Origin of the sequence: Streptomyces sp. CC224B (assembly GCF_030010595.1) — a bacterium.
Taxonomy (GTDB): domain Bacteria; phylum Actinomycetota; class Actinomycetes; order Streptomycetales; family Streptomycetaceae; genus Streptomyces; species Streptomyces longispororuber.
Window position 1 is genome coordinate 1 of record NZ_JASCXL010000022.1, and the last position, 20,949, is coordinate 20,949.

At 75.1% G+C, this 20,949-nt stretch carries 9 protein-coding genes and 2 pseudogenes; 7 read left to right on the forward strand and 4 right to left on the reverse strand.

Going from position 1 to position 20,949, the window contains the following annotated elements:
- Positions 1 to 24: 24 nt before the first annotated feature.
- Positions 25 to 12,636: an amino acid adenylation domain-containing protein gene (locus QK440_RS11205; protein ID WP_349239283.1), complete on the forward strand. Its 12,612-nt coding sequence runs from the start codon at positions 25 to 27 to the stop codon at positions 12,634 to 12,636.
- A gap of 263 nt (positions 12,637 to 12,899) precedes the next feature.
- Entirely contained in the window at positions 12,900 to 13,754 is an 855-nt protein-coding gene (locus tag QK440_RS11210) for an endonuclease/exonuclease/phosphatase family protein (protein WP_282792890.1), read from the forward strand.
- 27 nt (positions 13,755 to 13,781) lie between these two features.
- Here the strand turns inward: QK440_RS11210 and QK440_RS11215 are convergent, their stop codons facing one another.
- Positions 13,782 to 14,327 carry a YciI family protein gene (locus QK440_RS11215; RefSeq protein WP_282792891.1) on the reverse strand — a complete coding sequence of 182 codons (546 nt, stop codon included), beginning with the start codon at positions 14,325 to 14,327 and terminating at the stop codon, positions 13,782 to 13,784.
- 128 nt (positions 14,328 to 14,455) lie between these two features.
- Complete coding sequence (locus QK440_RS11220) at positions 14,456 to 15,523, reverse strand: hypothetical protein (protein ID WP_349239284.1); 1,068 nt, start codon at positions 15,521 to 15,523, stop codon at positions 14,456 to 14,458.
- A gap of 227 nt (positions 15,524 to 15,750) precedes the next feature.
- Here QK440_RS11220 and QK440_RS11225 point away from each other — a divergent pair, with 227 nt between their 5' ends.
- From QK440_RS11225 to QK440_RS11245, 5 genes are all read left to right on the forward strand, one after another.
- Positions 15,751 to 15,981, forward strand: a complete 231-nt coding sequence (locus QK440_RS11225) for a hypothetical protein (RefSeq protein WP_190137075.1) — start codon at positions 15,751 to 15,753, stop codon at positions 15,979 to 15,981.
- Positions 15,981 to 16,358, forward strand: coding sequence for a toxin Doc (locus tag QK440_RS11230; RefSeq protein WP_282792893.1), 378 nt, complete (start codon positions 15,981 to 15,983; stop codon positions 16,356 to 16,358). Before QK440_RS11225 ends, QK440_RS11230 begins: the two co-directional genes overlap by 1 nt.
- A 155-nt stretch (positions 16,359 to 16,513) precedes the next feature.
- Positions 16,514 to 16,792, forward strand: coding sequence for a polyprenyl synthetase (locus tag QK440_RS11235; protein WP_282792894.1), 279 nt, complete (start codon positions 16,514 to 16,516; stop codon positions 16,790 to 16,792).
- The gene (locus tag QK440_RS11240) at positions 16,785 to 17,837 is read left to right on the forward strand and encodes a polyprenyl synthetase family protein (protein ID WP_282792895.1); all 1,053 of its coding nucleotides are present in this window, start codon (positions 16,785 to 16,787) and stop codon (positions 17,835 to 17,837) included. The genes QK440_RS11235 and QK440_RS11240 overlap by 8 nt, the downstream gene beginning before the upstream one ends.
- A gap of 124 nt (positions 17,838 to 17,961) precedes the next feature.
- Positions 17,962 to 19,122 carry an oxygenase MpaB family protein gene (locus tag QK440_RS11245; RefSeq protein WP_282792896.1) on the forward strand — a complete coding sequence of 387 codons (1,161 nt, stop codon included), beginning with the start codon at positions 17,962 to 17,964 and terminating at the stop codon, positions 19,120 to 19,122.
- Positions 19,123 to 19,149: 27 nt separating this feature from the next.
- On the opposite strand, the pseudogene QK440_RS11250 reads toward QK440_RS11245, so the two are convergent.
- Positions 19,150 to 19,901: pseudogene (locus tag QK440_RS11250) on the reverse strand (sigma factor-like helix-turn-helix DNA-binding protein); the annotation flags it as partial.
- A gap of 64 nt (positions 19,902 to 19,965) precedes the next feature.
- Positions 19,966 to 20,247: pseudogene (locus tag QK440_RS11255) on the reverse strand (transposase); the annotation flags it as partial.
- Between the last annotated feature and the right edge of the window lie 702 nt (positions 20,248 to 20,949).

Genomic DNA, 20,949 nt, shown 5'->3' on the forward strand with positions numbered 1-20,949 from the left:
GCGCTGCGGCCGGTGCCGCCGGGCGTGCCCGGGGAGCTGTACCTGGCGGGGGAGGGCCTGGCCCGCGGCTACCTGGGCCGGGCCGCCCTGACCGCGGAGCGGTTCGTGGCCTGCCCGTACGGCGCGCCCGGCGAGCGCATGTACCGCACCGGGGACGTCGTCGCCTGGACCGACCAGGGCCGCCTCGTCTTCCGTGGGCGCGCCGACTCCCAGGTCAAGATACGCGGCTTCCGCATCGAACCCGCCGAGGTCGAGGCCGCGCTCGCCGAACACCCGGGCGTCGCCCAGGCCGTGGTGACCGTCGCCGAGGACACCGCGGGCGAGCGCCGCCTCCTCGGCTACGTCGTCCCCGCGGCCCCGGCCGCGGCGGACGACGACCCGGCCGCCGCGGACGGCTCGGCGCGCGCGGGCCAGGACCCGGCCGCCGCGGGCGTGGATCTGGCCGCCGCCGTCCGCGGCCGTCTGCGGGACCGGCTGCCCGCGCACCTGGTGCCCGCCTCCGTCGTCGTCATCCCGGAGGTGCCGCTCACCGCGAACGGCAAGCTGGACCACAAGGCGCTGCCCGCGCCGGACTTCGCCGCGGGGGCCACGAGTCGCGCCCCGCGCACCCCGCGCGAGCGACTGCTGTGCGAGTTGTTCGCCGAGGTCCTCGGCCTGGAACGGGTCGGCGTCGACGACAACTTCTTCGACCTGGGCGGCCACTCCCTGCTGGCCACCCGGCTCGTCAGCCGCGTCCGCACCGCCCTCGCCACCGAGGTCGACCTGCGCACCCTCTTCGACCACCCCACCGTGGCCGGCTTCGCCCCCCGCCTCGACGGCGCGGCACCCGCCCGCCCGCCGGTCGTCCCCGTCACGGACCGGCCCGAGCGGCTGCCGCTGTCCTACGCCCAGCAGCGCCTGTGGTTCCTGGACCGCCTCGACGGCCCCTCGGCCACGTACAACCTGCCGCTCGTGCTGCACCTGGAGGGCGACCTCGACATCGCCGCGCTCCAGGCGGCCCTGGACGACCTGGTCGCCCGCCACGAACCCCTGCGCACCGTCTTCCCCGAAGGCCCCGGCGGCACCCCGTACCAGCACGTCCTCAACCCCGCGCAGGCGCCCGTACCGCTCACCGAGCGACACATCGGCGGCGCTGACGGCGCCGACGGCACTGAGGACACGCACGGCGCTGACGGCACGGACGGCGCCGACGCGCTGGCCCGGGCCGTCGCGGACGCCGTCCGCCACACCTTCGACCTGGCCTCCGACCTCCCGGTCCGCGCCTGGCTGCTGCGCGCGCACCCGACCGAGGCCGTCCTCGTCCTGCTGCTCCACCACATCGCCGCGGACGGCTTCTCCATGGCCCCGCTCACCCGGGACCTGGCGACCGCCTACGCCGCCCGGGTCGAGGGCGCCGCCCCGGCCTGGGAGCCACTGCCGGTGAGCTACGCCGACTACACCCTGTGGCACCACCGGCTCCTCGGCGACGCGGACGACCCCGACAGCCTCTTCAGCCGCCAGTACCGCTACTGGCGCGACCAGCTCGCGCACCTCCCGCAGAGCGTGACCCTGCCCGCCGACCGGCCCCGCCCGGCCGTGCTCGACCACAAGGGCGACCTGCTCCGCTTCACCGTGGACGCCGACCTGCACCGCGGCATCGTGGAGCTGGCCCGGTCCGCGGGCGCCACGCCCTTCATGGTGCTGCACGCCGCCATGGCCGCCCTGCTGACCCGGCTCGGCGCCGGCGACGACATCGCCCTCGGCAGCGGCACCGCGGGCCGCACCGACGACAGCCTGCACGACCTCGTCGGGATGTTCGTCAACCTCCAGGTCATCCGCACGGACACCGCCGGCGACCCGACCTTCGCCGAACTCCTCGCCCGGGTGCGCGCGACCAGCCTGTCGGCCCTCGCCCACCAGGACATCCCCTTCGACGCCCTGGTGGAGAAGCTCAACCCGGAGCGCTCCACCGCCCACCACCCGCTCTTCCAGATCAGCCTGGTCCTGCAGAACGACGGCGGCACCGGCGTCGACCTGCCCGGACTGCGCGTCCGCGTCGACGGCGCGGGCACCGGCACCGCCCGCTGCGACCTCGTGCTCAGCTTCGACGAGACGTACGGGGACGGCGCCACGCCCGCGGGCATCGAGGTCTCCGCCGAGTACGCGACCGCGCTGTTCGACGCCGCGACCGTTGAGGCCGCCTTCGCGCGCCTGCGCCGGCTCCTCGCCGCGGCCGTCGCCGACCCCGGGCAGCGCGTCAGCCGGGTCGACCTGCTCAGCGCCGCCGAGCACGAACGGCTGCTCGCCGCCCACGCCCGCGACGAACCGACCGTCGACACGGCCACGTTCCCGGAGCTGTTCGCGGCCCGGGTGCGGGCCGCGCCGGAGGCCCCCGCGGTGGAGTCGGCCGATGCCACGTGGTCGTACGCGGAGCTGGAGGCGCGGGCCAACCGCGTCGCGCACTGGCTGCGCGCCCGCGGTGTCGGCCCGGAGCAGCCGGTGGCCGTGGCCCTGCCGCGCGGCCTGGACCAGGTCGCCGTGGCCCTCGGCGTCATGAAGGCCGGCGCGGCCTACCTGCCCGTCGACCTCGGCTACCCCGCCGACCGCATCGCGTACATGGTCACCGACGCCGCCCCCGCGGCGCTCCTGACCACCCGTACGGCGGCCGACAACCTGCCCGCGGAGCTGCCCACCGCCGTCGTCGCCATCGACGCGCCGGAGGTCGCCGAGGCCTGGCGTCAGAGCCCCGGCACCGACCCCGCCGTCCCGCTGCACCCGGCCCACCCGGCCTACGTCATCTACACCTCGGGCTCCACGGGCCGCCCCAAGGGCGTCGTCGTCGCGCACACCGGACTGGCCGCGCTGAGCGCCACCCATGTGGCGCGCCTCGCCGTCACCGAGGACTCCCGGATCCTGCAGAGCGCGTCCCCCAGCTTCGACGCCGCCTTCTGGGAACTCGTGATGGCCCTGACCACCGGCGCCACGCTGGTGGTGCCGCCGCAGGCACGCCTGGTGGGCGACGACCTGGCCCGCGCACTGGCCGAGCGCCGCGTCACGCACGCCACCATCCCGCCGAGCGTGCTCGGCACCCTGCCCGAGGACGCCCCGCGCACCCTGCCCGGGCTGCGCGTCCTCGCCGTCGCGGGTGAGGCGTGCCCACCGGCGCTCGCCGCCCGCTGGGCACCGGGGCGCACCCTCGTCAACGCCTACGGCCCCACCGAGACCACGGTCTGCGCGTCCACGAGCACCCTGTACACCGGGGACCGGGTGCCCATCGGCACCGCCGTCACCGACACCCGGCTGCTGGTCCTGGACGCCCGGCTGGCTCCGGTACCGCCCGGCGCCCCCGGCGAGCTGTACGTGGCGGGCCCCGGCCTGGCCCGCGGCTACCTGGGCCGGCCCGGCCTGACCGCCGCCCGCTTCACCGCCGACCCCTACGGCCCGCCCGGCACCCGCGTGTACCGCACCGGGGACGTGGTGCGCGAGGGCGCCGACGGCCAGCTCGAGTACCTGGGCCGCAGCGACGACCAGGTCAAGCTCCGCGGCCTGCGCATCGAACCCGGCGAGATCGAGGCCGTGCTCAACGACCACCACGGGGTCGCCCGGGCCGCGGTCGTGGTCCGCGAGAACAGGGGAACCGCGCAGCTCGTCGGCTACGTCGTCCCCACCGGCACCGACACGGACGCCGGCGGGGACATCGACCTTGCGGCCGGTGTCTCCGCCAAGGACCTGCGCGCGTTCGCCGCGCGCCGCCTGCCCGAGTTCATGGTGCCCTCGGCCTTCGTCCTCCTCGACGCCCTGCCCCTCACCCCGAACGGCAAGCTGGACAAGGCCGCGCTGCCCGAGCCGGAGACCTCCGGCGACGCCTACCGCGCCCCGGGCACCGCGGCCGAGGAGGCCCTCGCCGCCGCGTACGCGGAGGTCCTCGGCGTCGAACAGGTCGGTGTCGACGACGACTTCTTCGCCGTCGGCGGCGACTCCATCCGCTCCATCCAGGTCGTCTCACAGGCCCGCGCGCGGGGCGTCGAGGTCACCCCGCGGCAGATCTTCGAGTGCCGCACGGTGGCCCGCCTCGCCGAAGCCGTGGCGAGCGGTGCCGAGACCGCGCCGGTCCTCGCGGAGCCGGTGGGCGGCGGCGTGGGCTTCGCGCCCCTGCTGCCCGTCGCCCGCCACCTCACCGCGCTGGACGGCGGCCACGACCGGTTCGCCATGACCATGCTGGTCGACCTGCCCGTGGGCATCGACGAACAGGGCCTGGTGGCCACCCTGGCGGCAGTTGTGGACCACCACGACGTCCTGCGCTCCCGCCTGGTGCCCGGGGCGCGGCCGGGCCTGGAGGTGGCCGCGCCGGGCGCCGTGGACGTGGCCGCCCTCGTCCGCCGCGTGCCCGTCACGGGCACCTGGCAGGAGGACGCCTGGCGGCGGCGCGCCGCCGCCGCGCTCGACGCGGCCACCGGCGAACTGGACCCCGCCGCCGGGCACATGGCCCGGTTCGTGTGGTACGACGCCGGCCCGGAGACCGCCGGACGCCTCGGCATCGTCCTGCACCACCTGGTCGTGGACGGCGTGTCCTGGCGCATCCTGCTGCCCGACCTCGCCCGGGCCTGGGAACGGATCAGCCGGGGCCGGACCCCCGACCTCGCCCCCGTCGGCACCTCCGTACGCCAGTGGGCACACGCCCTGACACAGGAGGCGGCGCGCCCGGAGCGGGTCGCGGAGCTGGAGCTGTGGCGCGCGGTGGTCGAGGGACCCGACCCGCTGCTCGGCTCCCGCGCCCTCGACCCGGCCGTGGACGTGCGCGCGACCATGGACACGGTCGAGCTGCGGCTGCCCGCCGACGTCACCGAGGCGCTGCTGACCGCGGTCCCCACCGCCTTCCACGGCGGCGTCGACGACGGCCTGCTCGCCGCCCTTGCGCTGGCCGTGGCACGGTGGCGCGCGGCCCGCGGCGTGACGGAGCCCTCGCTGCTGCTGCGCCTGGAGGGGCACGGCCGTGAGGGAGGGGTGGTCGCGGGCGCGGACCTCTCCCGCACCGTCGGCTGGTTCACCAGCATGTACCCCGTCCGCCTCGACGTCTCCGGCTGCGACCCCGCCGAGGCCCTCGCCGGCGGCGCGGCGGCGGGCACCGCCGTCAAGGCCGTCAAGGAGCAACTGCTCGCCCTCCCGGACAAGGGCATCGGCTACGGCCTCCTGCGCCACCTCAACCCCGCGACCGCACCGGTCCTCGGCGCCTACGAGGCCAGCCAGATCACCTTCAACTACCTGGGCCGCTTCACCGCGCACGACGGGCCGGACCAGCCCCGCGGCGGCTTCACGCCCGTCACGGACGCCGACGACCTGGCCGCCGGCCTCGACGCCGACATGCCCGCCCTCGGCGCGCTGGAGATCAACTCCTACGTCGTGGACGGCGCCCACGGCCCGCGCCTCACGGCCGAGTTCGGCTTCCCCACCGGGCTGCTCACACGCGACGACGTCACGGAGCTGGCCGCGCTGTGGCGGACCGCCCTGGAGGGCCTGGCCCGGCACGTCGCCCGGCCCGGCGCGGGCGGCCGCACGCCGTCGGACGTCCCGCTGGTCCACGTCACCCAGAGCGACCTGGAGGAGTGGGAGGAGCGCCACCCCGGCCTGGAGGACGTGTGGCCGCTGACCCCGGCCCAGTCCGGGATCCTCTTCCACAGCATGCTGGCGGACGCGGAGGCCTCCTTCGACGCCTACCACATGCAGTTCGTGTTCCACCTGTCCGGAGCCGTGGAACCGGAGCGGATGCGGGCCGCCGCCCAGGGACTCCTCGACCGGTACGCCAACCTGCGCACCGCGTTCACCACCACCTCCTCCTCCGGCGAGCAGGTGCAACTCGTGCTCGCCCACGTCGACCTGCCGTGGCAGGTCGTGGACCTGCGCGCCGCGCCCGAGGCCGACCGGGAGGAGCGGCTCGAGCGGCTCGCCGCCGACGACCAGGCCCGCCGCTTCGACCCGGCCCGGGCGCCGCTGCTGCGGATGACCCTGGTGCTCACGGGCGAGGACCGCGCGGAGCTGATCGTCGCCGCGCACCACGCCCTGATGGACGGCTGGTCGCTGCCGCTGCTCCTGCAGGACCTGATCCGGGGCTACGCCGCGGGCGGCGACCTGTCCGGGCTGCCGCGGATCCGGCCGTACCGCGACTTCCTGTCCTGGCGCGCGCGGCAGGACCCCGAGGCCTCGGCGCGCGCCTGGGCCGAGGAGCTCGACGGCCTCGCGGAACCCACCCTCCTCGCCCCCGCCGCCACCACCGAGCAGAGCGCGCCGGGCGAGGTCGAGGTGCCGCTCGACCCCACCACCGCGCAGGACCTCGCGCGCCGGGCCGGCGAGCTGGGCGTCACCGTGAACACCCTGCTCCAGGGCGCCTGGGGCATCCTCCTCGGCCACCTCACGGGGCGGCAGGACGTCGTGTTCGGCGCCGTCGTCTCCGGGCGGCCCCCGCACGTGGCGGGCGTCGACGAGATGGTGGGCCTGTTCATCAACACCCTGCCGGTGCGCGTGCGCCTGAGCCCGTGGGACGCGTTCGCCGGCGTCCTCGGGACCCTCCAGGAGCGCCAGGCCGCGCTCCTGGACCACCACCAGCACAGCCTCGGCGCGATCCAGGAGGCCACCGGCCTGGGCACCCTCTTCGACACGGTCGTCGCCTTCGAGTCGTACCCGATCGACCGCGACGGCATGGTGGAGGCGCACGCCCGGGCGGGCGTCGCCATCACGGGCCTGCGTCCGCAGAGCGGCACCCACTACCCGGTCACCGTGTTCGGCGTGGCCGAGCCGCGACTGCGGGTGGCCCTCCAGTACCAGGGCCACCTGTTCACCGCCGAGGAGGCCGCCCGCCTCGCCGCCCGCCTGGGGCGCGTCCTCGCCCGCGTCGCCGCCGACCCGCACGCCCCGCTGTCCGCGCTCGACCTCCTGGACGAGGGCGAACGCGACCTGCTGCGGCAGGCCGACGCCACCGCCGCCGAGGTGCCCGGGCAGACCCTCGTCGGCCTCTTCGAGGCGCAGGCCGCCCGCACACCGCGGGCCACCGCCGTCGTCCACGAGGGCGAACGGCTGACGTACCGCGAGCTGAACGAGCGCGCCAACCGGCTCGCCCGCCACCTCGCGGCCCGCGGCGTCGGCCCCGGCACCCTGGCCGCCGTCGCCCTGCCCCGCACGCCCGGCCTGGTGGTCGCCACCCTCGCGGTCCTGAAGGCCGGCGCCGCCTTCGTGCCCGTCGACCCGGGCCACCCCGGCGCCCGCGTGCGGCACGTCCTGGCCACCGCGGACCCGCGCCTGGTCCTCACCGACCGCGCCACGGCCGCGGCGCTGCCGCCGGGCGCCGCCGGCAAGGCGCTGCCGCTCGACGAGCTCGACGTGTCGGCCCACGAGGCCACCGACCTCGACGACGGCGAGCGCACCCGCCCGCTGTCCGCCGAGGACCTGGCGTACCAGATCCACACCTCCGGCTCCACGGGCGAGCCCAAGGGCGTCGGCGTCCCCCACGCCACCGTCGTCAACGACCTGCACGGCCTCGTGCGGCAGGCCGGGATCGAGCCGGGCCGGCGGGTCCTGGCCAGCACCTCGGTCGGCTTCGACGTGGCCGTCTTCGAGTGGTTCGGCGCCCTGACCACCGGCGGCGGCATCGAGCTCGTCCGGGACGTGCTCGCCCTGGCCGACCGCTCGGACTGGGACCTGGACGTGATCAGCACGGTGCCGTCCGCGTTCGCCGAACTCGTCGACCACCTCGCCACCGTCACCGGCCTGAAGACCGTGGTCTTCGCCGGTGAGGCGCTGCCCGCGGCCCTCGTCCACCGCATCCGCGCGACCCTGCCGGGGGTACGGATCGTCAACGCCTACGGCCAGAGCGAGACCTTCTACGCCACCACCTGCACCGTCGACGACGGCTGGCAGGGCACCTCGACCGCCCCCGTCGGCGTCCCCCTCGCCAACGTGCGCGCCTACGTGCTCGGCCCCGGGCTGCGGCCCGTACCGCCCGGCGTGGTGGGGGAGCTGTACGTCGCGGGCCGCGTCGGGCGCGGCTACCACCGGCGCCCGGACCTGACCGCCGAACGCTTCGTCGCCGACCCGTTCGGCCCGCCCGGCGCGCGCATGTACCGCACCGGCGACCTGGCGCGCCGGACCGCGGACGGCTTGCTGGAGTACGCGGGCCGCACCGACACCCAGGTCAAGATCCGCGGCGTGCGCGTCGAGCCCGCCGAGGTCGAGTCCGCCCTGGCCGCGCACCCGCGGGTGGCACGGGCCGCCGTGGTCGCCCGCGCCGCCGCGGGCGGCGTCCCCGCGCTGGTCGCCTACGTCGTCCCCGCCGACGGCACCGCGCCGTCCGCCGCCGAGCTGCGGGAACACGCGGCCGCGCACCTGCCCGCCTCCATGGTGCCCACGGCGTTCGTCACGCTCGACCGGCTCCCGCTCTCGCCCCACGGCAAGCTGGACCACCGGGCGCTCCCGGAGCCGGACCTCACGGGAGGCGCCGGGTACCGGGCACCGCGCACCCCCCGGGAAGAGGCCCTGGCGGGCCTGTTCGCCGAGGTCCTCGGCGTCGAACGGGTGGGCGTCGACGACAACTTCTTCGACCTGGGCGGCCACTCCCTCCTGGCCACCCGCCTCGTCTCCCGCGTCCGCGCGGCCCTGGGCGCCGAACTGCCCATCCGGGCCGTCTTCACCGCCCCCACGGTCGCCGGCCTGGCGGCCCGGATCGACGGCGGCGTACAGGTCAGGCCCCCGCTGGCGCGGGTGGCACCCCGGCCGGAGCGGGTGCCGCTGTCCTTCGCCCAGCAGCGCCTGTGGTTCCTCCACAAGTACGAGGGCCCCTCCGCCACCTACAACCTGCCGCTCCCGCTGCGGCTGCGGGGCGAGCTCGACACCGACGCGCTCACGGCGGCCGTGCACGACCTGGTGGCCCGCCACGAGAGCCTGCGCACCGTCTACGCCGAGGACGACGGCGGCACCCCCTGCCAGCAGGTGGTGCCCGCCGCCCAGGCGCGCCCGGACGTCCCGGTCGTGGACGTGGCGGCCGGCGGCGTGCAGGACGCGGTCGCCGAGTTCGCGGGGTACCGCTTCGACCTGGCCGGCGAGATACCGGTCAGGGCCGTCCTCCTGCGGATCGCCGCACAGGACCACGTCCTGGTGCTGATGCCGCACCACATCGCCTGCGACGGCGCGTCCATGGCCCCGCTGGTCCGGGACCTGAGCACGGCCTACGCCGCCCGGGCCGCGGGCACCGCGCCCGACTGGCCCCCGCTGCCCGCCCAGTACGTCGACTACACCCTGTGGCAGCGGCACCTCCTGGGCGCCGAGGACGACCCGGACAGCCTGCTCGCGGCCCAGTGCGCCTACTGGCGCGCGGAACTCGACGGCGTCCCGCAGCCCCTGGAGCTGCCCACCGACCGGCCGCGCCCGCAGGTGACGAGCCACCGCGGCGACGCGGTGGAGCTGCCCCCGCTGGAGCCCGCCGCCCTGGCGCGGGTCGAGCGGCTGGCCCGGGAGCGCGGCGCGACCGCCTCGATCGTCCTGGAGGCCGCCCTCGCGGTCCTCCTGCACGGCCTGAGCGGCGAGGACGACCTCACCATCGGCTCCCCGATCGCCAACCGCACCGACGAGAACCTGACCGACATGGTCGGCTTCTTCGTCAACACCTGGGTGCTGCGCGCCCGCCTCGGCGGCGGGTCCACCTTCGCCGAGCTGGTCGACCAGGTCCGTACGAAGTCCCTCGCGGCGTACGACCACCAGGACGTGCCCTTCGAGCGCCTGGTGGAACTCCTCCGGCCGCGGCGCTCGACGGCGTACTCCCCGCTGTTCCAGGTGGCCTTCGCCTGGCAGAACTTCGCCCCCTCGGACGTCGACCTGCCCGGCCTGCGGGCGGAGGTGGTGGAGGTCCACAACCGCACCACCAAGTTCACGCTCTCCTTCAACCTGGCCGAGCTGCCCGGGCGGGGCGTGGTCGGCGCCCTGGAGTACGCCACCGACCTGTTCGACCGGGACACGGTCCGGGCGATCGCCGACCGCTACGTCCGCCTGGTCGAGCGGCTGGCCGCCGACCCGCACACGCCCCTGGGCCGGTTCGACCTGCTGGAGCGGGGCGAGCGCGAGCGGATCCTCGGCACCTGGAACGACACGGCCGCGCCGAGGCCCGGCCGGAGCGTCCCCGAGCTGTTCGCGGAGCAGGCGGCCCGGACGCCCGACGCCCCGGCGGTGGTGGACGGCGCGCGGCGGTCGACCTACCGCGAGCTGGCGGAGCGGTCCGACCGCCTGGCCCGGCTCCTCACCGGGCGCGGCGTGGGCCCGGAGTCGACGGTCGGCCTGGCCCTGCCCCGCGGCCTGGAACAGGTCACCGCCGTCCTGGCCGTCCTGAAGGCGGGCGGCGCCTATCTGCCCCTGGACCCGGACCACCCGGCCGAGCGCCTCTCCGCCATGCTCCGGGACAGCTCGCCCGCCCTGGTGCTGACCGACTCCGCCACCGCGGACCGGCTGCCGCCGGGCGGTGTCCCCCACCTCGTCCTGGACGCCGCCGAGACGCTCACGGAGATCGCCGGTGCCGCCGGGCCGTTCACCGCGCCGGCGGCCCACGCGGACCAGCTCGCGTACGTCATGTACACCTCTGGCTCCACCGGTACGCCCAAGGGCGTCGGGGTCACCCAGCGGGCCGTGGCGGGCCTGGCCCTGGACAGCCGCTTCGCCGACGGGCACGAACGGGTCCTGCTCCACTCCAACCAGGCCTTCGACGCCTCCACGTACGAGCTGTGGACCCCGCTGCTCCGGGGCGGCACCGTCGTCGTGGCGCCGCCCGGACTGCTGGACGCCGAGGCCCTGTCCCGGCTCGTCACGGCGGAGCGGGTGAGCGCGGCCTTCGTGACGATCGGCCTGTTCAAGGTCGTCGCCGAGACGCGGCCGGAGTGCTTCGCGGGCCTGCCCCAGGTGTGGACGGGCGGCGACGTGGTGCCGCCCGCCGTCGTCCGGCGGGTCCTGGAGGCCTGCCCGGACCTCCAGGTCGTCGACGCCTACGGACCCACCGAGGCGACGACCTTCGCGACCGCCCACCCGGTGTCCCGCGCCGGGGAGCTGCCGGACCGGCTCCCGATCGGGCGGCCGCTGGACAACACGCGCGCCTACGTCCTGGACGGCGCGCTGCGGCCGGTGCCGCCGGGCGTGCCCGGGGAGCTGTACCTGGCGGGGGAGGGCCTGGCCCGCGGCTACCTGGGCCGGGCCGCCCTGACCGCGGAGCGGTTCGTGGCCTGCCCCTTCGGCCCGGCCGGTGAGCGGGCGTACCGCACCGGGGACGTCGTCGCCTGGACGGAGGAGGGCCGCCTCGTCTTCCACGGGCGCGCCGACTCCCAGGTCAAGATACGCGGCTTCCGCATCGAACCCGCCGAGGTCGAGGCCGCGCTCACCGCGCACCCGGACGTCGCCCAAGCCGTGGTGACCGTCGCGGGCGACGCCACCGACGTCGGCGGCAGGCATCTGGTGGCACACGTGGTCCCGGTCGACACGGCGGCCGCGGGCGCCGCGGGCGCGGAACTGACGGCCGCGCTCCGCGACTTCGTCGCGGCCCGCCTGCCCGCGCACATGGTGCCGTCCGTGCTCGTCACCATCGAGCGGCTGCCGCTCACCCCCAACGGCAAGGTCGACCACAAGGCGCTGCCGCGACCCGGACACCCCGGCGGCGCGGGCGGCGCGGACGGCCGGCAGGAGCCGCGCACGCCGCAGGAAGAGGTCCTGGCACGCCTGTTCGCGCAGATCCTGGGCGTCGAACGGGTGGGCGTCGACGACAACTTCTTCGACCTGGGCGGCCACTCCCTCGGAGCCACCCGCCTCGTGGGACACCTCCGCAAGATGCTGAACGTGGACGTACCGGTACGCGTGGTCTTCGAGACCCCGACGGTCGGGGCCCTCGCGGCCCGCCTGAGCGCCGGCTCCGACGTGGACGGCCCCACCGACCCGTTCGGCGTGGTCATGCCCCTCAAGGGCGGCGGCGCCCGACCCCCGGTGTGGTTCCTCCACCCCGGCAGCGGGCTCGCCTGGTCCTACCTGGGCATGGCCACGCGGTTGGGCGACCGGCCCGTGTACGGCATCCAGGCGCGCGGCTTCGACGGCTCACCGGTGCCGGAGAGCTTCGCGGACATGGTGCTCGACTACGCGGAACAGATCCTCGCGGTCCAGCCGGACGGCCCCTTCCACCTGCTCGGGCACTCCCTGGGCGGCCCCCTGGCCCACGCGGTCGCCGCCGAGCTCCAGCGGCGTGGGCACGAGGTGCCGGTGGTGGGGATCCTCGACGCGGTCCCGAGCGACTGGTTCGCCGAGCACCGGGAGGCGGTGCTGCTCGACCGTTCCCAGGCGCGCGAGTTCCTCGACAGCTACCTCCCGGGTGACCAGGACAGCGAGGAGCGCCGGTCCGTCGTCGAGAACGGCTCGGCCCTCATGGTGCGGCACGTGCGGATGGTGGGGGAGTTCGCCCAGCCCACCTACCGGGGCACCGTGCTGTTCTTCCGGGCCACGCGGAGCACCGGACCGGAGGCCCGGCTGTGGGCCCCGTACGTCGAGGGCGACGTGCTCGCGTACGACATCGACGCCACGCACTACGGTCTCACCGCGCCGGAACCCGCGGCGGAGATCTGCGCCGTCGTGAACCGCCACCTGCGCGACTGAGCCGCCGCCGACGGCCGCCCCCGGTCGCCGGGGGCGGCCGTCGCGCGCGTACGGCGCGCCGCCGGGCAGCCGTCGCGCGTACCCGGGGAACGCAGGGGCGGCTCTCGCGCGTCCCCAGGGGAACACGGGCGCGGCGCGAGTCGTTGATCCGGGCACGGGCACGGGGCGGCGGGTTCCGGGCCACCGCGCGCGGGGTGCCGGTCGTCCTGTCGCCCGGCCCGGGGTGAGGCGACGTCGGACGCGCTGTCCGCTGCGAGGAGGCGATGGTGGCTGGAAAGGGCACGTGGCTGTTGGTGGGCGCCGTGGCCGCGGCCTGCATGCTGCTCGTCGGTCCCAGCGCGCCGAGCAGCCCCCTCCACGTCCAGGGGCCGCCGGACGGGGCCGCCAGGGACGTCGACGTCAGGCCCGACCGGGTCATGACGTGGAACATCTGCAACCCCTGCGACACGAGCAACGCCGGCCGTGCGGCGGAGATCGCCCGGTTCGCGCCCCAGGTCATCGGCCTGCAGGAGGCGTGCGTGCGGGACGTGGAGAAGATCCGGGACTACCTGGAGGGCCTGTACGGGCTGGTGTACCACGTCGAGTACGGGACGGTGCTGCGCAACCGGGGCCGCTGCGGGGGCTGGCCGTGGCGCCCGGGCGCGTTCGGCCAGGCGATTCTCTCGGCGGCGCCGATGACGGACCGCGTGAGCGTGGAGTACCCCGACGGCGGCTCCGAGGACCGCGGGTACATGGCGGTGACCACCGAGGTGGGAGGCCGGTCCGTACGGGTCTTCAACACGCACCTCGCGCAACGCCGCCAGGAGGCGGTCCGCGCGGCCCAGACCCGGGTGCTCGCCGAGCAGATCGCCCGGCACGACCGCGCGATCGTGCTCGGCGACTTCAACGCCGTGCCCGCCGCCCCCGAACTGTCCCCGTTGTGGCCCCTGGCCACGGACGCGGACGCCCGGTGCCGCCCCCTGTCCAGCGGCACCTGCGAGCCGACCACCGACTGGCAGCTCAAGTTCGACTACGTCTTCCTGCGCGCCCTCACCCCTCGCGCCCAGGGCGTGCACCCCTCCCGGTACTCGGACCACCACCTGGTGCACACCGACCTGCGCACCACGTCACGGAGCTGACCGCCTCCCGCCTCCGGCAGGGGGCGCCTACCGCCCGCCGAACCGCCAGGGGTGCACCTCGGTGCCGGCGTACCGGCCCGGGGTCAGGACGGCGCGCGCCATGACCGGGTCCGCCGCCCGGACCAGCGCGGCCGTCCCCAGCCAGAGGCTGCCGTCGTCGGACAGCAGCGGCCCGTAGGCGATCAGCTCGTCCTGGTCGGGCGGCAGTGCGAGGTCGACGGCCTGCCCCTCGCCGAAACCGAGTACCAGGTACCGGTGGCCGCCGGACCGGCCGCCGGGGAAGTCCCACATGGTGCGCCCCAGCGTGTTGCGCCACCGCCGCAGGAGCACGTCCCGGTAGACACCGGCCTGGTAGTTCGGCTCGTCGAAGGCGAACGCGCGGGCCGCGGCGGGACCGGGCAGGTCGACGAGGTGCACGCTGCCGGTGGGGGTGTCGCCGTCGTCGGCGAGGGTCGGGCCCCGGGCGATCATCTCCTTCGCGTACCGGTCCATGTAGGACCAGTGCTCTTCGAGCAACTCGTCGCGCAGGGGCAGGGAGCCGGACCGGTCGCGGTGGTAGCAGAGGAACTCCATGCCTCATGTTCTCCCCGGTGAGGCGCCCGGGGCGAGCCGGTTTCCGCGCGCCGGCCGCACCACGGGCCCCCTGCCGGTGGGGCCGGGGCGCGGCGGTTGCACGGCGCCCCCTTCCGGCGGGGCCGTGGTCAGCGCTCGGGGAGGTCGGTGAAGTGGCGGATGAACACGTCCGACGTGCCGTTGGTGTCGTCGGGCACGATGTCGTCGGCCGCGGACTGGAAGACCACGTGGCGTCCGCCGGCGCTGACGGCGTCGGCCCCTGCCGTGGCGGGCTGCCGGGAGACGGTCCGGTCGGTGCCGGTGTGCAGGTCGCGCAGGACGAGGGCGGGACCGGTGGTGTCGTGCGGGGCGTACAGGAGGTGGCGGCCGGTGGGGTCGATGGCCAGGCCCCGGACGTTCGGTACGCGTTGCGCGGTGCCCGAGCCGACGTCGTGGACGTATGTGTCGGGGCCCGAGCGGTGGACGACCTTGCCGCCGTCGTCGCTGAGCTGGACCAGGGAGGCCGTCGCGGAAGGACCTTCGAGCGGGCCGGAGGAGGTGCCGGTGGTCCGGTCCCACACGAACACGTCCCCGGCCCGGCCGTCCTGGTAGGCGACACGGCGGCCGTCGCCGCTGATCGACGGCCGGGACGTGGAGGTGTGGCCGAGGTCGGCGACGGTCTCCTTGGTGCCGGTGTCCTGGTCCTGCACCTCGACGCGCTGGCCGGACAGCGGTGGCCTGAAGGTGACGGCGAGGGCGAGGTAGCGGCCCTCCGCGCTCAGCGAGGGCTGACCGCAACTGTGCGCCGAGCAGTTGACCCCGGCGATCGCTCCCGTGCTCACCTGGTGCGAGAAGGTCCGCACGTCGCGCATCCACGGCGTCGCATAGGCGAGATACGCCCCGTCACCGCTGATCACCGGGGGCTGGAGCGGCGGGTACGTCCCGACCCGCTTGGTCTGCCCGGCCGACCGGTCGCGCACGTACGCCACGTCGCCCTGCGGGAAGCTGCCGGGCACGAGGTTCCCCGCTGACGACGAGAAGACGACGTGGCGGCCGTCGGGCGTGATCGAGGCCCCGGCGGAGGCGCCGTCGCCCTGGGTGCCGTCGGCCGCGACACTGAGCCTCTCGACACCGGTCCCGGGGTCGTCCGCCACGCCCCGGGCATCGGCCGAGGCGGCCGCGGGCAGCACCGCCGTGACCGCGCAGACCGCGACCACCGCGCTCAGGGCACCCCGCAGGCGTCTGGTGGAACTCCGCTGGGCATGACCCCTCATACTTCCCCCCGGGCAAGGACACGTTTCCTCCTCCGATTCCCCGCCGGAGGCCCACAAGCAGGGAACCGTGACGGCGCTGCGGGGTCAATGCGTCACTTGACGTATTGAGGGGCGGAAGCGGCGCCCCCGGAGCGCTCCCGCCCGCGGTACCTGTTAGGTACCATCCAGGTATGCCGTCGCTGAATGTGTCCTTCACGGACGAGGAGATGCAGGCCGTGCGCGCGGCCGCCGCCGCCGAGGGCAAGAGCCTCAAGCAGTACCTCCACGACCTCGGCGTCCGCGAGCTGCACCGGCGGCAGTTCGTCGCCGGCTGCGGGGCGTGGGCGGACCGGCTGCGGGGCGAGTTCGACGAGGCGTTCCCCGAGGAGAAGCCGCCCGGCGACGGGGCCGCGGCCGCCTGATGGTGCTGTACGTCGACGTCTCCTGGCTCCTGGACGTCCAGGAGGCCGCGCTCGGGCACGACGACGTGTCCGTCTCCGACTACTCGGCGCTGGTGGCCGCCGTCGCCCGGCACAAGACGCGGCTGCCCACCCTGGAGGCCTCCGACCCGGACGCCGCCTGGCGCGCCGCCGCGCTCCTGCACACGATCGTGCGCCTGGAGCCGCTGCCGCACCGCAACAGCCTCTTCGCCGCCTTCGTCGCCGCCCAGTACATGGCCCAGTCCGGCGAGGGCATCGACCCGCCCTACGGGGCCCTGTCGGACCTCGTGCGCACGGTGCGCGACGGGCGGTCGCGGGTCGGCGCCGTCGCCGCCGCGCTGCGGTCCTGGAGGCTGTGACGCGGCCCGTCGCGGCGCGCGGCACGTCTCGTACGGACGTGCGGGGCGATCGCCCGATCGTGAGTTCGCCCCTTCCGGCGCCCGGCGCGGCGCGATCCTGAGCGGGGCGGTGCGTGACCGGCACCGCTCGGACGCGTGGGACGGAAGGGGCGGGCGTGACGAGGAGTGAGGGACGGTACGGGGGCCCGGAGGAGCAGGCGCTCCTCCTGGCGGCCGGGTTGGCCGATCTGGCGGTGAGCACCCTGGGGTCGGCTCTGAGTACGGTACGCGGGCTGCTGCGCCGCTCGGACACCGCGGAGCTGGCCGCGGAGGCCGAGCGGGACCTGAGGGCCCGCGGGCGCCTCGTACTGGACCGGTACGCGGCCGTGCCCCCGGCCCACCTTGAGGTCCTCGCCCGGCACGCGTCGGCCCGGCGGGCCGCGGGCGATGGCTGAGCCCTGGGAGCCGGCCGCGTTCAAGGGTCGCGTCGACGGGGTGCTGCGCGACTTCGTCGCGCGGGAGGCCGACCAACTGGCGGCCCTCGACCCCGTGTTGGGCCCGGTGGCCGAGCAGGTGGAGGCGGCCGTCGCGGACGGCAAGCGGCTGCGCGCGGCGTTCTGCTACTGGGGCTGGCGCGCGGCGGGGCAGCCGGACAGCGACGCGCTCGTGCGCGCGGCGGCCTCCATGGAGCTGGTGCACGCCGCCGCGGTCGTGCACGACGACCTCGTCGACGACAGCCCGCTGCGGCACGGCCGGCCCACCGCGCACGTCGCGCTGCGCGCGGCCGTACGCCGCCGCCCGCGTGCCGTCGCCGCCGCCCGTTCCTTGGCGATGCTGGTCGGGGACCTGCTGATGGCGCTGGCCGGGGAGCTGTTCACCACCAGCGGCCTGCCCGCGGCGTACCTGGCCCGGGCCCGCCCCCTGTGGTCCGTGCTCGCCCGCGAACTGGTCGCGGGCGAGTGCCTGGACATCCTGCGCACCGGCGCGGAGCCGGACACCGCGGCGTCGCTGAAGGTGATCCGGTACAAGACCGCCAAGTACACCGTCGAGCAGCCCCTGCTGATCGGCGGCGCGCTGGCCGGGGCCGGCGGACGGCTGGGCGAGGGCTACCGCGCCTACGGGCTGCCGCTGGGCGAGGCGTTCCAGTTGCGGGACGACCTGCTCGGCCTGTTCGGCGACCCCGGACGCACCGGCAAGGCCAACGCCGACGACGTGCGCGCCCACCGCCCCACCGCGCTCCTCGCGGAGACCTGGCGCCTCGCCGACGCGGTCGAGCGGGAACGCCTGCGCGCCCTGCTCGGACGGCGCGACCTGGACGCCGACGGCCTCGACGCGGTCCGCGAGACGATGCGCCGGCTGAAGGCGCCCGACCGCGTCGAGGACATGATCACCGCACGCGTCGGGACGGCCCTCGCCGCCCTGCGCGAGCTGGACGTGCCGGCGCACGCGGCCACGGCCCTGACCGCGCTGGCGCGCACCGCGACGGACCGCTCGACCTGACCCCCGGGCCGGCGGACCGCGCTCTTCGGCCCGTCGCCCCGCGGAAAGCCCCTTCCCCCACCAGGAGTTCGGCATGACCCGCACCGCAGAATTCCAGACGCGACCCGCACCGTAGGAGGGCGGCATGACCCACACCGAGGCGTCGATGGACGCCCTGCGCCGGACCGGTGACGACCTCGCCGACGCCACCGTCGCCACGCTCTTCGAACGGGGCGAGGTGGGCACCTTCAACACCCTGATGCGCTACGTCTCCGCCGCGGGCGCACCCCTTCCGGACGGGCTGCCCGAGGTCGCCCGGGAGTACCTCCGGACGACCGCCGCGCCACCGTCGTGGGTCGACTGGGACGAGATGGAGAAGGCCCGGCTGTTCTTCATCGACAACAACGTGCACATCTCCACCGCGCTGTCCTTCGCCTCCATGCCCGCCTGCTACGTCGTACCGCACGTGGCGAGGCTCCTGTCGACCACCCACGGGCTGAACTACCCCTCCAAGCGCATGGCGGAGACCGGCCAGTTCACCGTCCTGCTCATGCGGCCCGACGCCTTCGAAGCCGGCAGCCGCTTCATCCCCGCCGCGCAGAAGGTCCGCCTGCTGCACGCCTCCATCCGCCACCACCTCACGCGCGAGAACCGCTGGGACACCCGGGCCCTGGGGGTGCCGATCTGCCAGGAGGACATGATCGGCGGGCAGATGTTCTTCTCCCTGCTCGTCCTCGACTCGCTGCACCGCCTCGGCATCCACATGTCGCAGGAGGGCGCGGAAGCGTACTACTACGCGTGGCGCGTGGTCGGCGCGATGCTCGGCGTCGACCAGGACGCCGTCCCCGCGACGCTGGACGAGGCCCGCGCGTTCCTCGACCTGTACATGATCCGGCACATGGGGCCCTCCGCCGAGGGCACCCACCTGACCCGGCAGCTCGTCGACCTCTACGAGGACGTCGTGCCGGGCACCTTCTTCGACCCCGTCGTCTCCGCCCTGATCCGCTACCTCGTCGGCGACACCTGCGCGGACTGGCTGGAGGTGACCCGCACCCCGTGGGACACCCTCGTCAAGGCCGTGCCCCGGCTGCTGGGCGTGCTGGAGACCGTCGAGGACCGCTCCCCGCTCGGCGCCTGGGCACTGGACCGCCTCGGCCACCTCACCACCGTCCTGGAGCTGTCCTCCCTCACCCGCGGGCGCGTGATGCACTACGCCATCCCCGAACAGCTGAAGAAGGACTTCGGCGTCAGCGCCACCGTGCCCCCGTCCCGCCGCTGGACACCGCCCGCCGCCACGATCCCGTAGGAACAAGGAGCTACGGCAACCACAGGCTCACCCCGGGTGCGGCAGGTCCATCAGCGCGAGGCGGGCCGGGTCGGTCACGACCGTCATGCCGGTGATCCGGCCGTCGGCGACGGTGAACGCCACGACTGAGAGCGGGGTGCCGTCCTCGCGCCATGAGACGAGGCCCGGGCGGCCGTTGACGAGCGCCGCCCGTCCGTGCGCGGCCGCGCCCGCGGACAGGCGCGCGCCGGCCGCGACCTTGGTGGCGCCGAGGGTGACGACCACGCCCGAGGGGGTGTCGACGGTCAGCTCCACCTCCGGGTGGAGTACGCGCAGCAACTCCTCGAAGTCGCCACGGCGGGCCGCCGCCAGGAAGGCCCGGACCACCTCCCGCTGCTCCCGCCCGGCCGCTCGGTCGCCCGCACCTTCCTGCGGGCGCGGCTGGCGAGCATCTTGGTGGCGGCGGTGGACTTGCCCAGGATGCGGCCGATCTCGTCGAACGGCACCGCGAACAGGTCGTGCAGCACGAACGCCAGCCGCTCGCTCGGCCCGAGGGAGTCCAGGACGACGAGCAGCGCGAGCCCGACCGAGTCGGCGAGCACCGCGGCGTCCTCGGGCACGGGGCCGTCGTCGAGGATCACCACGTACTCGGTCAGGCGGTCGCCGTAGGCAGCCTCCGGGCGGGCATGACGCGCGCGCAGCACGTCGAGACTGATCCGGCCGACCACCGTGGTCAGCCATCCGGCCAGGTTGTGGATGGCCGCGGTGTCCTGGCGGAACAGGCGAACTCGGCTGCCTTCCCGCCTCTGACCAGCTCATTTGAGGCTGCCGACGCCGTGATCGGGCTAGGTTCTGTCTCTTTGGTCAGCGTCGGGCCCAGATGAGGATGCCTGCGAGGTGGAGTGCGGCCTGGTAGGCGAGCGCGAGCTTGTCGGTTCGTGTGGCCAGGCCGCGCCACTGCTTGAGGCGGTTGATGCATCGCTCGACGGTGTTGCGCTGCTTGTATGCCTCGCTGTCGAAGGCGGGTGGGCGGCCGCCGAGCCGGCCTCGCCGCATGCGGTGGCCGACCTGGTCGGACGACTGCGGAATGACCGTACGGATGCCCCGGCGCCGCAGGTGGGTGCGGATGGCTCGTGAGGAATTCGCACGGTTGTGGACGCTCACGTAATTCCCCAGGCGGAAGTTCACGTAATTCCCCAACTGCTGACGGGAGCCGGTGAGGCGGTCCGGGTCAGTCCCACCAGAGCACGACGAGAAGCTGCCGTTGGGATGCGCCGTGGTAGAACTCGCACATGGCGTTGAAGTGCTCCAGCAGGTACTTTTTTGGGGCCGCCGACGATCTTGTCTGCACCGTTGCCGATCAGGGAGGCGGCCCCAGCTTCATCTGTCGGCAGAGCGGCCAGGAGGGCCGGGAATTCGATCTGCTTCTCCGCAGCTCAAGTGGCTGGCGTTGCGGAGTTGCTCGGGCCCGCTCACCTTCCTTTACGGCAACAGGAGCAGACGCGTCCGGCTGCTGTTCGTCGGCTCGGTCGCCGGGTCGGCTCGGCCAACTGCGGTCTGGGCATGGGCATCCGGTGTGGGACGCGGGGGCGGCTTGTGCGGTCGGCGGGGTTTGGCCCCGAGCTACGGCGTGAGCGACGGCCACGATCTCGGCTGGGTGGGCGCCCATGAGCAGGTAGCCGTCGGCACCTGCTGCCAGGTAGGCGTCGGCCCCTGCTGCCAGGGAGCATCGGCCCCCGCTGCCAGGGCCTGGAAGACGCGGCAAGCGGAACTGTCAGGCGCTGAACCCACGACGGCACCACGCATCGCATACTCCACTCTGGCTGAAAAGTGATGTGCCCCACAGCG